This is a genomic window from Thermus caldilimi, assembly GCF_004684245.1.
GTDB lineage: Bacteria > Deinococcota > Deinococci > Deinococcales > Thermaceae > Thermus > Thermus caldilimi.
On record NZ_CP038452.1, the window covers coordinates 2,216,062 to 2,228,271 of the forward strand.

Here is a 12,210-nt window from a genome sequence, read left to right on the forward strand (position 1 = left end):
AAGGAGGGGTTTTATGTTAAGGATCTTTGCCCTGCTGGTCCTTTTGGCCTTCGGCTTTGCCCAGGAGATCACCGTCCTCACCCACGCAAGCTTTTCCCTGGATAAGGGGCTCATCGCCCGGTTTGAGCGGGAAACCGGCCTGAAGCTCCGCTTCCTCAAAGGAGGGGATGCCGGGGAGACCCTGAACCGGGCCATCCTCACCAAGGGAGCCCCCATCGCCGACGTGATCTACGGCTTCGACAACACCTTCTTGTCCCGGGCCCTGGAGGCGGACATCCTTTTGCCCTACCGGAGCCCCGCGATCCAGAATCTGAAGGCCACCTTGCTCCTGGACCCCACCTTTCGCGCCCTTCCCGTGGACTACGGTTGGGTGAGCCTCAACTACGATCGGGCCTACTTCAAGGACCGTCCCCTGCCCAAGGCCCCCGCGGACCTGGCCCGTCCCGAGTACGCCCGGCTCCTGGTGGTGCAAAACCCTGCCACCAGCTCCCCAGGCCTGGCCTTCCTCATGGCCACGGTGGCCCGCTTCGGCGAGGATGGCTACCTGGACTTCTGGGCCAGGCTCCGGGACGGGGGCGTGCGGGTGGCCAAGGGCTGGAGCGAGGCTTACTACACCCACTTCACCCTTTACAAGGGGGATAGGCCCCTGGTGGTTTCCTACACCACCAGCCCTGCCGCCGAGGTCTACTACTCCGAGGGCAAGTACCAAGAGCCCCCCACGGGGAACCTCTTTCCGGAACTCGCCTTCTTCCAGGTGGAGTTCGTGGGCATCCTGAAGGGGACCAAGAACCTGGAAGGGGCCAAGAGGGTGGTGGACTGGCTCCTCTCCAAGCCCGTGCAGGAGAACATCCCCACGGAGATGTGGATGTACCCGGCCCGCCGGGACGCCGCTTTGCCCCCGGTGTTCCGCTTCGCCCCGGAACCCTTGGGCAGCGTGCGCCTGGACCCCAAGGTCATGGCCCAGAACCGGGAGCGCTGGATCGAGGAGTGGACCAAGGTGGTCCTTCAGGGGCAAAGCCCCGAGGCGGTGCGCCAGGGCAGGCGGTAGCGCCTCCCTCAGGCTGGGAAGGCCCTGGGCCTTGGGGGTTAGGCTTAGGGGGATGGCCTACGGAGGCTTTTTCGTCCTCCTCTTCCTGGGCCTGGCCCTCTTCTACCCCCTTCTCCGCATCCTGGCCCTGGGAGTAGGGGAGGGGTTTGCCCGGGCCCTGGCGAACCCCTACTACTGGGAGCGCTACCTCTGGAGCCTGGAGTACGGGTTTCTCTCCGCCCTCTTCACCTTGTCCCTGGCCCTGCCCCTGGCCTTTCTCTTCCGCCGCCGCTTTCCCTTTAGGGGGGGTTTCCTGGCTCTTTCCACCTTGCCTTTTGTCCTCCCCACCCCGGTGGTGGCCCTGGGATTTCTGGCCCTTTTGGGGCCGAAGGGGGTCTTGGGGGTGGACCTTTACGGTACCCAAGCCCTCCTTTTTCTGGCGGCCATCTTTTACAACCTGGGCCTTGCCCTCAGGATCCTCCTGCCCGTGGCCTTGAACCTGGAAGGCCCCTTGCAGGCGGCCCGGGTCCTGGGGGCCTCGAGTCCCAGGGCTTTTCTAAGGGTAGGGCTTCCCCTCCTCCTCCCCGCCTTGGCTTCCGCGGGGCTTTTGGTGTTCATCTACGCCTTTTCCGCCTTCGGGGTCCCTCTCCTTCTGGGAGGGCCCAGGTACGCCACCCTCGAGGTGGAGGTCTACACCCTCTTGGCCTACCGCCTGGCCTTTCCCGAGGCCAGCGCCCTCATGCTCCTGGAGATCCTCACCCTGGGCCTAGCCGTGGCCCTCTACCTGCGCCTCCGGCCCTATCCCCTGCCCCCCGGAGGGCTTCTTCCCCCTCCCCCTTGGGCCTATACCCTGGGCCTAGGCGTCCTCTTTCTCCTCCTTTTTGCCCCCTTGTGGGGGCTGTTTCTGCGCCTGGACCCTAAGGCCCTCGCTTCCGCCTGGGCCTCACAGGACTTCACTCCCCTTTCCGTGGCCTTGGGGAATAGCCTCCGCTTCACCCTCTTGGCCTTGGCCCTAGCCCTTCCTTTGGGAGTGGCTTATGCCGCAGCGGCCCGCCGGAGCCCCCTCATGGACCTCTTAGGGCTTTTCCCCCTCATGGTGAGCCCGGTGGCCGTGGGCCTCGGCTACCTTCTCGCCTACCCCCACCTTCGGGGCTCCTTGGCCCTGCTTCTCGCTGCCTACGCCCTCTTGGCCTACCCCCTCCTTGCCCGGGCCCTCCTGCCTGCCTTAAGAAGCCTTTCCCCAAGCCTCCTCGAGGCGGCCCGGGTCCTGGGGGCCACGCCCCTTAGGGCCTTCCTCCGGGTGGAGCTTCCCCTGGTACTCCCTGCTCTTACCTCAGGACTCGCCCTGGCCCTGGCGGCCATCCTGGGGGAGTTTGGAGCCAGCCTGGTGCTCTGGCGGCCCGAGTGGACCACCCTCACCTTGGCCATCTACGAGCGCCTGGGGAGGCCCGGGGAAGGCCCCTTTAAGGAAGCTATCGCCTTGGCCGCCCTTCTGGCCCTTCTTTCCGGGCTCCTCTTTTACCTCTTGGACCGGGGCCGGGGCCGGTGGGGCTAACGCCCCCCAAAGGCCTTCCTTCGTGTAGGGCATAACTTTGGGGGCAAGCCCCGATGGGGCCCTTAAGTCTGGCACCAGGGGCAGAAGTGGGTGCCCCTTCCTGCCACCACCGCCCGGGCCACCGCCTCCCCGCACCGGGGGCAGGGGAGGCCCTGCCGCCCATAAACGGCGTGGCGCTCCTGGAAGCCTCCGGGGAGGCCGTCGGGTTGCTGGTAGGTGTGGTCGGAGAGGGTGCTTCCCCCGAAGGCCACGGCCTCGCCCAGGACCTCACGGATGGCGAAGAAGAGCCTCCTGGCCTCCTCCTCGTTCACTTTTTTGCCCGGGCGGAGGGGGGAGAGGCCTGCCCGGAAGAGGGCCTCGTCGGCGTAGATGTTTCCCACCCCGGCGGCGAGGTGCTGGTCCAGGAGCAAGGCCTTGAGGGGCTTGGCGCTTTTTCGCAGGCCCTCGAGGAACTCCGGGAAGCGGAAAGCCTCGGAAAGGGGCTCGGGGCCCAGGCGGGAGAGAAGGGGGATCTCGCGGTAATCTCCCCGCTCCACCACCCAGATGCGCCCGAAGCGCCGGGGGTCGTGGAAGAAGAGCTCGCTTTGGTCCAGGCGGAAGGCCACCCGGGTGTGGGGCGTGACCTGCAGGCGGAACCCCCCGGTCATGCCCAGGTGGACCACCATCTCCAGACCCTTCGAAAGCCCTAGGAGGAGAAACTTGCCCCGCCGCCCCACGCCCTCAACCTCCCTACCCAGGGCCTTTTCCGTGTGGCGGTAGCGCCTGGGGTCCTGGTGGCTGATTTCCAGGAAGCGCCGCCCGAGGAGAAGGGGCTCGAGGCCCCGCCTGGTGGTTTCCACCTCGGGCAGCTCAGGCACGGGGCCTCCTTTCCGCTAGGGCGCGGTAGAGCCTGGGCCCCAGGCCGAAGGCCAGGCCCAGGAGGAGAAGGGGGTAAAGGGGCCAGAGGAGGGGTAGCCTTCGGACCAAGGCCATAAGGGCCCGGTAGCCCCGGTGGACCCTTTCCCCCTCCAGGACGTGGAGTTCCTGGAGAAGGGCCTCTTGGTCCAACCCCTGGGCCTCCTGCAGGGGCTCTATCCGGAGGCTTCCCCCAAGGTCCAGGGCCTTCAGGGCCCGGCCCAAGGCCCGGCAGTAGGGGCAGGATGCGTCAGTCAGCACCCGCATGCTCCTCCACCGGCACAGGCTGGCCCCGCTCGTTCACCGCCACGTAGGTGAGCTCCCCCCGGGTGGCCAGGACCCGGCCGTCCTCCTGGCCGAAGCGCTCCTTGTAGACCTCCACCTCCACGGTCAAGGAGGTGCGCCCCACCCGCACCACCTTGGCCACTACCTCCAGGAGGTCGCCGGTGCGGATGGGCACCTTGAACTCCACGCTGCTCACCGCCACGGTCACCACGGGCTTCTTGGCCCTGCGGGCGGCGGCGTAGGAACCTACCTTGTCCATGAGGCCCAGCACGAAGCCGCCAAAGGCGGCGCCCAGGGGGTTGGTGTGCTCGGGGAAGACGAGCTCTAAGGTGCGCGCCTCCATACCTCTCCCAGGCTACCCCAGAAGGAGGTCGGTGAGGCGGGCCATCTCCCGGTCTTTCTCGGTGATGCCACCGGCGTTATGGGTCCACCACTCCACGGTCACCCGCCCCCACTCCACGGTGAGGCGGGGGTGGTGGCCCTTGGCCTCGGCCAACTCGGCCACCCTGTTGGCAAAGGCCATCGCCTCTTGGAAGTTGGCAAAGCGGAAGGTTTTGAACAGGCGCTCGGGGTTTTGCCGGGTTTCCCAGTCCATGCCCCAAGGGTAAGGGAAAACCCCGGGCGCCCATGTGCCCGGGGTTTCGTTTGGTTGCGGGGGCGGGATTTGAACCCGCGACCTTCGGGTTATGAGCCCGACGAGCTACCAGGCTGCTCCACCCCGCGTCGCCATCCTTAACTATAGCGGGAAGAAGGGGGTGTGTCAAGCACCTTGCCTGGGTTCAGGAGCCCCTCGGGGTCAAGGAGGTCCTTTAGTTTTCGCATCCATTCCAGAGCAGGCCCATGTTCTAAGGGTAGATACTTTTTCTTCCTCAGGCCCACCCCGTGCTCAGCGGTGCAGGTGCCTCCCAGCTCCAAGGCCCTTCGCACCAGGGCTTCGGCGTAGGCCTCCGCCTTGGGGTAGTCCTGGGGCAGGATGGGGACCAGGGTGTGGAAGTTCCCATCCCCCACGTGGCCCAGGATGTTTCCGGTAAGGCCCATTTTCTCAAGAAGCCCCTGGGCGTAGCGCACCATCTCCGGTAAACGGGACAGGGGAACGGCCACGTCGGTGATCACGAAGCGGTGTCCGGGGAAGAGGTGCACCAGGGCCCAGTAGGCCTGGTGGCGGGCTTCCCACTGGCGCTTGCGCTCTTCCTCGGTCTTGGCGGCTTCCACCTGCAAGGCCCCGGCCTCCCGCATGAGCTCCAGGGCCAGGGCGCTCTCCGCTTCCAGGGCCTCCCTTGTGGAGGAGTGGAACTCCAGAAAGAGGGCCGGGCGCTCCGGGAAGCCCGCTTGAAGGTAGCGGTTTAGGGCCCTTAGGGCCAGTTCGTCCAAAAGCTCCAGCCGGGCCACGGGCAGGCCGCTGGCCATCACCCTATAGCTCGCCTCCGCCGCCTCCTCCACCCGGGGGAAGAAGACCCTTAAGGTGTGCACGTGCTCGGGGAGGGGGTGGAGTCGCAGGGTGAGGCGGGTGATGACCCCCAGGGTGCCCTCCGAACCGATGAAGAGGTCCTTGAGGTCGTAGCCCGCGCTGGTCTTGCGCACAGGCCGCCCCAGCTCCAGTACCTCTCCATTGGCCAAAACCACCTGCAGGGCCAGGACGTTCTGCCGCATCCCTCCGTAGCGCACCGTGGTGGTGCCGCTGGCGTTGGTGGCGGCCATGCCGCCTAGGGTGGCGTCCGCCCCCGGGTCCACGGGGAAGAAGAGGCCGGTGCCCTTCAGGGCTTCGTTTAGCGCCTTGCGGGTGAGGCCGGGTTCCACCACGCAGAGGAAGTCCTCCGGCCGGACCTCCAGGACCCGGTTCATGTGGCTGAAATCCAGGCTGATGGCCTCCCCCAAGGGAAGGAGGTGCCCCTCGAGGCTGGTCCCCGCCCCGAAGGGGATGACCGCCACCCGGTGTTCCCGGGCCCAAAGGAGGGCCTTTTGCACGTCCTCCACGCCCTCCGGGTAGACCACCGCCAGCACCTCTCCTTCCTCGGGGTAGCCCTCGTCCCGCCCGTGGCGGCGGCGCTCGGAGGGGGAGGTATCCACCTTTCCAGGGAGGAGGCGCTTTAGGGCTTCCAGCTTCCCCATGGGGAAAGTTTAGTCCGGCTTGGCGTCGGGGAGAAGGGTTTCCGCCTCCCGCACCTTGGGGAAAAGGTATCCGGATAGCCCCCACGCCACCCCCAGGCCGCCGAAGATCAGCAGCATGAGGGCGATACCCTCCTCCGGGCCGTACCGGGGGGCGAAGACCCGGTCGGCCAAGGGCCCGGAGAGGAGCATGGCTAAGGGATTGGCGAACCAGGCGATCATCCGCCTGGCGGCGAAGACCTTTCCCTGCACCTCGAGGGGCACCTTGCTTTGCCAGATGGCCTGGTTGGAACCGTTCAGCAAAGGGATAAAGAAACTTTCCAAAAAAGCCAGCGTTGCCCAAGCCTGGGGACCTTCCACCACGCCCATAAGGGCTAGGGCCAAGCTGGAGAGGGCCATGCCCAGGAATACCCCGTGCACCCGCTTTCCAGGGCCACCCCAAAGGGAAAGGAAGAGCCCTCCGGCCACGCCACCCAGGCCCGAGGCCGAGCGTACCAAGGCCAAAGCGGTTTCGGAGAGGGCGGTCTTGGCCAGAACCATGGCGGGGAGGACGGTGGCCGCCAGGGTGGTGAGGAAATTGATCCCGAAGAACATGAGCTGGAGGCCCAGGAGGGGCGGCCTTTCCAGGATGAAGCGGAAGCCGAAGAGGGCTTCCTCCAGGAGGGAGGCCCGCTTTCCTGCCGGCGGCCTGGGGTTGGGGATGGGCACCAGGAGGAGGGTGAGGACCGCGGCGCTGGCCCCCAGGAGGTCCAGGGTGAAGATGCCCCAAAGGCCCAAGGGCTTCAGGAGGGCCGCGGCCAGGATGGGGGCCCCCACCCCCGCTAAGGACTCCGCCAGGCTCATCATGCCGCTGGCCCGGGCGTAGTCCTTTTTTTCCAGCATGGCGGATAGGGCGGCGGAGAGGGCGGGCCAGTGGAGGCTGGAAAGGGCCCCGGTAAAGGCGGAGACCAGGTAGAGGTGGCCCACCTCCAGCTTCCCCAGGAGGAGCATAAAGAGGAGGAAGCCCGTGGCCAGCCCTCCTCCCAGGTCCGCGGCCAGCATGGCCCACCGCCTGGGGTAGCGGTCCACCAGGGCCCCCGCCAGGGGGGAAAGGAGGATGAGGGGCAGGAAGTGGAAGAAGCCCAGGAGGGAGAGGGTGGTAGCCAAACCCGTTTTCTGGTAGGCGTAGAGGGTGAGGGCGAACCAGGTCATCTCCCGGCCCACCAGGGCCAGGGCCTGGCCCATCCAAAGGAGGCGGAAGGCGGCAAAGCCCTGCACAACGCTCACTTTCCCCTCCCCTTTACTCCAGACGCAAGCGGGCCTTTAGAGTAAAGCCATGCCCTTTCCCGTGGAAAACCCTCTGGCGGCCCGCCTCCTGGCGGACCCGGACATGGCCGTGGCCTTGAAACCCTTTATGAAGGGCCCGGCCAGCGTGAAGAACCTGGCCCTGGCCCAGGGGCTTTCCCTGCAGCAGGCCCATTACCGGGTGGGCCTCTTCCTGCGGGCGGGGCTTTTGGTGTCCGCCGGAACCCTGCGCAGGCGGGGGCGGCCTGTGCGGCTTTACCGGGCGGTGGACACCGACTTCCGCATCCCCCGCAAGCTGGTGCCGGAAAGGATCCTGAGGGCCCTCGAGGGGGCCCGAAGCTGGCAGGAGGAGTGGGCGAAGGCCCTCGAGGCCCACGACCCGGGCTACGGGGCCGTCCTGCGGGTTTTCCTGAACGAGGAGGGCCTTCTGGAGTTTGGGGGAGAAGGCGAGCCCGACATCCTGGCGGAGTCGTTTCCCCCCTTTGTGAACCTCTGGAGCGCGGGGCTCCACTTAAGCCGGGAGGAGGCCAAAGCCTTCCAGAGGGAGCTTCTTGCCCTCTACCACCGCTACGCGCCCTTGTCCTCGGCGCGACAGGCAGAGGGCCAGCCCCGGTACCTGGTTCACCTGGGGCTGGCCCCGGCACCGAAATAGGCTTTCCTTACGCCTCGCCCTTCAGGATGGCCTCGATGCGCTCTAGGGCCTCCTTGGGCAGGTCCACCCCCGCGGCCCCCAGGCTCTCCCGGATCTGCTCGGGGCGGGTGGCCCCGGTGATGGCGCTGGAGATGCCGGGAAGCCTAAGCACCCAGGCCAAGGCCAGCTGGGTGCGGGTCAGGCCCAGCTCGTCCGCCACCTCCTTGAGCTTCAGCACCTTCTTCCGGTTTTCCTCCGTGAGGAAGCGCTCGGCGAACTGGGGGTAGCGGGCGAAGCGGCTGTCCTCGGGGATTCCCTGGTCGTACCGCCCGGTGAGCATGCCCATGGCCAAGGGGCTCCAGACCACCAGGCCCAGGCCGAAGCGCTCCGCCTCGGGGAGGATCTCCCCCTCCACCCGCTCCCGGTAGAGCATGGAGTACTGGGGTTGCTCCACCACGGGCGGGTGGAGGCCGTTTTCCCGGGCAAAGGCCACCGCTTCGGCGATCCTGGCCGCGGGCCACTCCGAGGTACCCCAGTAGAGGGCGTAGCCCTTCTCCACGATGGTGTGCATGGCGTAGACGATCTCCTCCATGGGCACCTCGGGGTCATAGCGGTGGACGAAGAAGAGGTCCACGTAGTCGGTCTTTAGCCGCTTCAGGCTTTGGGTGATGCTCTCCAGGAGGTGTTTCCGGCTTAGTCCCCGGTCGTTGGGGTCCTCCGACATGGGCCAGTAGGCCTTGGTGGAGAGGACCAGGGTGTGCCGGGGAAACTCCCTGAGCACCTCGCCCATGACCTCCTCCGCCAGGCCCTTGGCGTAGACGTCGGCGTTGTCGAAGAAGTTGACTCCGCCCTCGTAGGCGATCCTGACGATCTCCCGGATGGTTTCCTTGTCCTTCACCACATCCCCGAAGGTAACCCAGGCTCCCAGGGAGATCTCCGAGACCTTAAGCCCCCATTTGCCCAGTTTCCGGTAGCGCATCTCGCCCATAGCCCCCGGAGTTTACTCCGGTTGCCCGGAACTGACCAGTAGGTCAGTCCCCTTCCACTTCCAGCGTCCCGCCCGGGGCTTGGAAGCCGATCCGCTTGTGGGTGCCGTCGCAGAAGGGCTTGTTCCCCGATCCCCCACAGCGGCAAAGGGAAACCCTTCCTTCCCGAACCTCCTCCCGTTCCCCGATGCGCACCACAATGCGCTGGCCTTCCAAGCGGATGGGCCCGTTTTCCACGAACACCAGTCTCATGGTTTCTATGATAGTGGTATACTCGGTCCAACGATGAAACGCCTTTTACGGGTTTTCGCCTGGCTTCTGGGTCTGGCCATCCTGGCGGCTTTGGGGGTGGTCCTGGCGGCCTATGTCACCCTGCGGGCTTCCCTACCCCAGGTGGAAGGGCGAATGGTTCTGAAGGGGCTTTCCGCGCCCGTGGAGGTGGGGCGAGATGCCCAGGGGGTGGTGCGGATCCAGGCCCAGACCCTAAAGGATCTCCTCTTCGCCCAGGGCTTCGTCCACGCCCAGGAGAGGCTTTGGCAGATGGAGTTTCAGCGGCGGGTGGGCCAGGGAAGGCTTTCCGAGGTGCTGGGGGAGGCGGCGCTTCCCCAGGACCGCTTCCTGCGCACCTGGGGGTTTTACCAGGCGGCCAAGAGCGCCTACGCGCGGCTTTACCCTGAGGAGAAAGAGGCGATGGATGCCTACGTGGCCGGGGTGAACGCCTTCCTGGCAAGCGGGGCTCCTCTGCCCCCGGAGTTCCGCCTCCTCGGCTTCCGCCCCGAGCCCTGGACAGGCCCGGACGTCCTGGTCTGGGCCAAGATGATGAGCTTTGACCTTTCCGGGAACTGGGAGGAGGAGCTTCTCCGCCACCGCCTCCTGGCCCGGGGGATCAGTAAGGAAAGGCTTCTGGAGCTCATTCCCCCTTACCCGGAAGACGCCCCCACCATCATGCAAGGGGAAGACCTGGACCTGCCCCTGAAGCGGGAGGAAGCCCCGGCCGCCCTGCTTAGGATGGCCCCGCCCCGTTTCCTGGAGGCCAGCAACAACTGGGTGGTTGCGGGAAGCCGCACGGTCACGGGAAAGCCCTTCCTGGCCAACGACCCCCACCTGCGCCTGCAGGCCCCGAGCCTCTGGTTCCTCATGGCCCTCGAGGCCCCCGGCTACCGGGTCGTGGGGGCCAGCCTCCCCGGGGTGCCCGGCATCGTCATCGGCCGGAACAACCGCATCGCCTGGGGGGTGACCAACGTGGGGGCGGATGTGCAAGACCTCTACCTTCTGGAGGACGTGGGGGGCAGGGGCTACCGCTACAAAGGCCAGGTGGTGCCCTACCGGGTGCGGGAGGAGAGGATCCGGGTGAAGGGGGGCAAGGAGGAGGTCCTCCGGGTGCGAGAAACCCTCTACGGACCGGTGATCACCGACGCCCTGCAAGACCCCCCCAAGACCCCCATGGCCCTCCGCTGGGTGAGCCTGGATCCCGAGGACCATATCCTCATGGCCTATCTGGGGATCAACCGGGCTGGGAACTGGCAGGAGTTCGTGGCCGCCCTAAACCACTACTCCGCCCCCAGCCAGAACTTCGTCTACGCCGATGTGGAGGGCAATATCGGCTACATCGCCCCCGGGAAGTTTCCCATCCGCAGGGAAGGACACACGGGCATGGTGCCGGTGCCGGGGAACGGGGAATGGGATTGGCAGGGCTACCGCAAGCCGGAGGACTGGCCCAGGGTGCTGAACCCCAAGGAGGGCTTTGTGGTCACCGCCAACAACAAGGTGACCCCTGAGGGCTTCCCCTACGCCCTCACCTACGATTGGGCCGAACCCTACCGGGCGGAGCGCATCCGGGAGCTCCTCCTGGCCAAGGAGAAGCTCTCCTTGGAGGACATGAAGGCCATCCAGCTGGACCAGAAAAGCCTTCTCTACCGGGATTTCCGCCCTATCTTGGAGCTTTTGAACCCCCTTTCCGAGCGGAGCCGGGCTTGGCGGGAGCGGCTCCTTGCCTGGGATGGGACCATGGCCAAGGGCTCGGAGGAAGCCCTGGTCTTCGCCCTGTGGTACACGGAGCTCACCCGCTTGCCCGCTAGAGAGGTGGGGGAGGCGTTTTGGGACGAGCCCCGCTACCTCCTGAAGGCCCTCAAGGAGGGGGACAAAAACTGTGACCAACCCGACACCGAGTACCGGGAGAGCTGCCTGGACTTCGCCGCCCTGGCCCTGGAGAGGGCCTTGGACCGGAAGGAGGCCTTGAGGGTACGCTCCTGGGGCGAGGTGCACCGGGCCACCTTCCCCCATGCGGTCCTCACCCATACCCCCTTGAAGCGGTTTACGGACCGGAGGGTTCCCTTTGGCGGGGACCGGTACACGGTGAACGTAGGTCCCTTTGACCCTGAAACCCTCCTCATGTCCCACGGGCCCAGCTATCGGCAAATCGTGGACCTGGCCCATCCGGAAGCCTCCCTCTTTATCCACCCCATGGGCCAGTCCGGGCACTTCCTCTCCCCCCATTACGCCGACCTCCTACCCCTTTGGGCCGAGGGGGCCTACCTGCCCATGCGCCTGGAGCCGGCTAGGGGCCAGATCTTGCTCCTGGAGCCCGGGCGCTAGTCACCTCGAGGTCCTCGGAGAGGGCGATCTTCTCCGGGCGGCTTTTGGCCAGGGTGGAGGCCAGGCTGGCCAGGCGGATGAGGTCGTCGGCGGTGGCCCTGGGGTTTCCCGGCCGCTTCCTACGCCGCCTTCCCCCCGAAACCCCCAGGGAAAAGTCCACCCCCACCTCCTCCACCCGCAAAGGGGGCTCCAGGAGGTCGGGCAGGTGGGGGAGAAGCCCTTGGCGCAGGCGGGGGAAAAGGAGGGCGAACTCATCCCCCCCATAGCGGTAGGCCTCCCCCCGGTGGCGCTGGGCGAAGGCGGAGAGCCTCTCGGCCACCGCCCTTAGGACCTGGTCGCCGAAGGTGTGGCCCAGGCGCTTGTTGAGCTTGCCGAAGTCGTCCAAATCCACGAAGACCAAGGTGGGGTCCAGGCCCCGCCGCAGGTGGCGCTCCAGCTCGTCCCGCAGAAGGTCGGCCCGGGGCAGGCCGGTGAGGGGGTCGAACTGCTGCCCCAAAGCGAAAGCCAGGTTGCGTTTGGTGAGGAGGCCCAGGAGCCTCCCCTCCTTGACCACCAGGAGCCTTTCTACCCCCTTCTCCTCCATGAGGGCGCGGGCCTCGAGGAGGCTGGCCTCAGGGGAGATGCAGAGAGGAGGCCCTTTGAGCACGTCCAAGACCACCCGGTTGGGGTGGACCCCCCTTAGGTCCCGGCTGGTGATCACCCCCAGGAGGGTGCTGTTTTCCAGCACCGGCAAGCTACCCACCCCATGCTGGGCCATGAGGCGGGCGGCCTCCCGCACGCTGGCCCAGGGTCCCACGGTGACGGGGGCTCGGGTCATGATTTCCCGGACCTGGGCCATGGTGCAGGT

The 12,210-nt window shown here is 66.6% G+C and carries 13 protein-coding genes and 1 tRNA gene; 4 read left to right on the top strand and 10 right to left on the bottom strand.

The window, feature by feature from the left end:
• Window positions 1-13: 13 nt before the first annotated feature.
• Together EBI04_RS11740 and EBI04_RS11745 are read left to right on the top strand one after the other, a co-directional pair.
• Entirely contained in the window at window positions 14-1,048 is a 1,035-nt protein-coding gene (locus EBI04_RS11740) for a thiamine ABC transporter substrate-binding protein (RefSeq protein WP_135257603.1), read from the top strand.
• Between the two features lie 52 nt (window positions 1,049-1,100).
• The gene (locus tag EBI04_RS11745; protein WP_135257604.1) at window positions 1,101-2,582 is read left to right on the top strand and encodes an ABC transporter permease; all 1,482 of its coding nucleotides are present in this window, start codon (window positions 1,101-1,103) and stop codon (window positions 2,580-2,582) included.
• A gap of 62 nt (window positions 2,583-2,644) precedes the next feature.
• On the opposite strand, the gene EBI04_RS11750 is transcribed toward EBI04_RS11745, so the two are convergent.
• From EBI04_RS11750 to EBI04_RS11780, 7 genes are all read right to left on the bottom strand, one after another.
• Window positions 2,645-3,439 (bottom strand): DNA-formamidopyrimidine glycosylase, encoded by a 795-nt coding sequence (locus EBI04_RS11750; RefSeq protein ID WP_135257605.1) that lies wholly within the window; start codon window positions 3,437-3,439, stop codon window positions 2,645-2,647.
• Window positions 3,432-3,743, bottom strand: a complete 312-nt coding sequence (locus EBI04_RS11755) for a DCC1-like thiol-disulfide oxidoreductase family protein (protein WP_135257606.1) — start codon at window positions 3,741-3,743, stop codon at window positions 3,432-3,434. Before EBI04_RS11755 ends, EBI04_RS11750 begins: the two co-directional genes overlap by 8 nt.
• Window positions 3,727-4,104 carry an acyl-CoA thioesterase gene (locus tag EBI04_RS11760; RefSeq protein ID WP_135257607.1) on the bottom strand — a complete coding sequence of 126 codons (378 nt, stop codon included), beginning with the start codon at window positions 4,102-4,104 and terminating at the stop codon, window positions 3,727-3,729. Before EBI04_RS11760 ends, EBI04_RS11755 begins: the two co-directional genes overlap by 17 nt.
• 12 nt (window positions 4,105-4,116) lie before the next feature.
• The gene (locus tag EBI04_RS11765) at window positions 4,117-4,356 is read right to left on the bottom strand and encodes a 4a-hydroxytetrahydrobiopterin dehydratase (RefSeq protein WP_135257608.1); all 240 of its coding nucleotides are present in this window, start codon (window positions 4,354-4,356) and stop codon (window positions 4,117-4,119) included.
• A 51-nt stretch (window positions 4,357-4,407) separates the two neighbouring features.
• Window positions 4,408-4,484 (bottom strand) — tRNA-Met (locus EBI04_RS11770).
• 9 nt (window positions 4,485-4,493) lie between these two features.
• Window positions 4,494-5,870 (bottom strand): FAD-binding oxidoreductase, encoded by a 1,377-nt coding sequence (locus EBI04_RS11775; RefSeq protein WP_135257609.1) that lies wholly within the window; start codon window positions 5,868-5,870, stop codon window positions 4,494-4,496.
• Between the two features lie 9 nt (window positions 5,871-5,879).
• Entirely contained in the window at window positions 5,880-7,124 is a 1,245-nt protein-coding gene (locus EBI04_RS11780) for an MFS transporter (protein WP_135257956.1), read from the bottom strand.
• Window positions 7,125-7,182: 58 nt separating this feature from the next.
• On the opposite strand from EBI04_RS11780, the gene EBI04_RS11785 reads away from it, so the two are divergent.
• Complete coding sequence (locus tag EBI04_RS11785) at window positions 7,183-7,803, top strand: hypothetical protein (protein WP_135257610.1); 621 nt, start codon at window positions 7,183-7,185, stop codon at window positions 7,801-7,803.
• Between the two features lie 7 nt (window positions 7,804-7,810).
• On the opposite strand, the gene EBI04_RS11790 is transcribed toward EBI04_RS11785, so the two are convergent.
• Both EBI04_RS11790 and EBI04_RS11795 read right to left on the bottom strand, forming a co-directional pair.
• A complete protein-coding gene (locus EBI04_RS11790; protein WP_167481956.1) occupies window positions 7,811-8,770 on the bottom strand; it encodes an aldo/keto reductase family protein in 960 nt (319 codons plus the stop codon).
• 43 nt (window positions 8,771-8,813) lie between these two features.
• Window positions 8,814-9,020, bottom strand: coding sequence for a CDGSH iron-sulfur domain-containing protein (locus tag EBI04_RS11795; protein WP_135257611.1), 207 nt, complete (start codon window positions 9,018-9,020; stop codon window positions 8,814-8,816).
• A 33-nt stretch (window positions 9,021-9,053) separates the two neighbouring features.
• Between EBI04_RS11795 and EBI04_RS11800 the strand changes: the two genes are divergently transcribed.
• On the top strand, window positions 9,054-11,363 hold the full coding sequence (locus EBI04_RS11800; RefSeq protein WP_167481957.1) for a penicillin acylase family protein: 2,310 nt from the start codon (window positions 9,054-9,056) through the stop codon (window positions 11,361-11,363).
• On the opposite strand, the gene EBI04_RS13865 is transcribed toward EBI04_RS11800, so the two are convergent.
• Window positions 11,326-12,201, bottom strand: a complete 876-nt coding sequence (locus EBI04_RS13865) for a GGDEF domain-containing protein (protein ID WP_135257612.1) — start codon at window positions 12,199-12,201, stop codon at window positions 11,326-11,328. The two genes, EBI04_RS11800 and EBI04_RS13865, sit on opposite strands and share 38 nt — an antisense overlap.
• Between the last annotated feature and the right edge of the window lie 9 nt (window positions 12,202-12,210).

Coding starts and splice junctions, on each gene's coding strand:
- EBI04_RS11745 (WP_135257604.1), top strand. CDS start 1,101: ATGGCCTACGGAGGCTTTTTCGTCCTCCTCTTCCTGGGCCTGGCCCTC.
- EBI04_RS11740 (WP_135257603.1), top strand. CDS start 14: ATGTTAAGGATCTTTGCCCTGCTGGTCCTTTTGGCCTTCGGCTTTGCC.
- EBI04_RS11775 (WP_135257609.1), bottom strand. CDS start 5,870: ATGGGGAAGCTGGAAGCCCTAAAGCGCCTCCTCCCTGGAAAGGTGGAT.
- EBI04_RS11785 (WP_135257610.1), top strand. CDS start 7,183: ATGCCCTTTCCCGTGGAAAACCCTCTGGCGGCCCGCCTCCTGGCGGAC.
- EBI04_RS13865 (WP_135257612.1), bottom strand. CDS start 12,201: ATGGCCCAGGTCCGGGAAATCATGACCCGAGCCCCCGTCACCGTGGGA.
- EBI04_RS11795 (WP_135257611.1), bottom strand. CDS start 9,020: ATGAGACTGGTGTTCGTGGAAAACGGGCCCATCCGCTTGGAAGGCCAG.
- EBI04_RS11790 (WP_167481956.1), bottom strand. CDS start 8,770: ATGGGCGAGATGCGCTACCGGAAACTGGGCAAATGGGGGCTTAAGGTC.
- EBI04_RS11755 (WP_135257606.1), bottom strand. CDS start 3,743: ATGCGGGTGCTGACTGACGCATCCTGCCCCTACTGCCGGGCCTTGGGC.
- EBI04_RS11765 (WP_135257608.1), bottom strand. CDS start 4,356: ATGGACTGGGAAACCCGGCAAAACCCCGAGCGCCTGTTCAAAACCTTC.
- EBI04_RS11760 (WP_135257607.1), bottom strand. CDS start 4,104: ATGGAGGCGCGCACCTTAGAGCTCGTCTTCCCCGAGCACACCAACCCC.
- EBI04_RS11800 (WP_167481957.1), top strand. CDS start 9,054: ATGAAACGCCTTTTACGGGTTTTCGCCTGGCTTCTGGGTCTGGCCATC.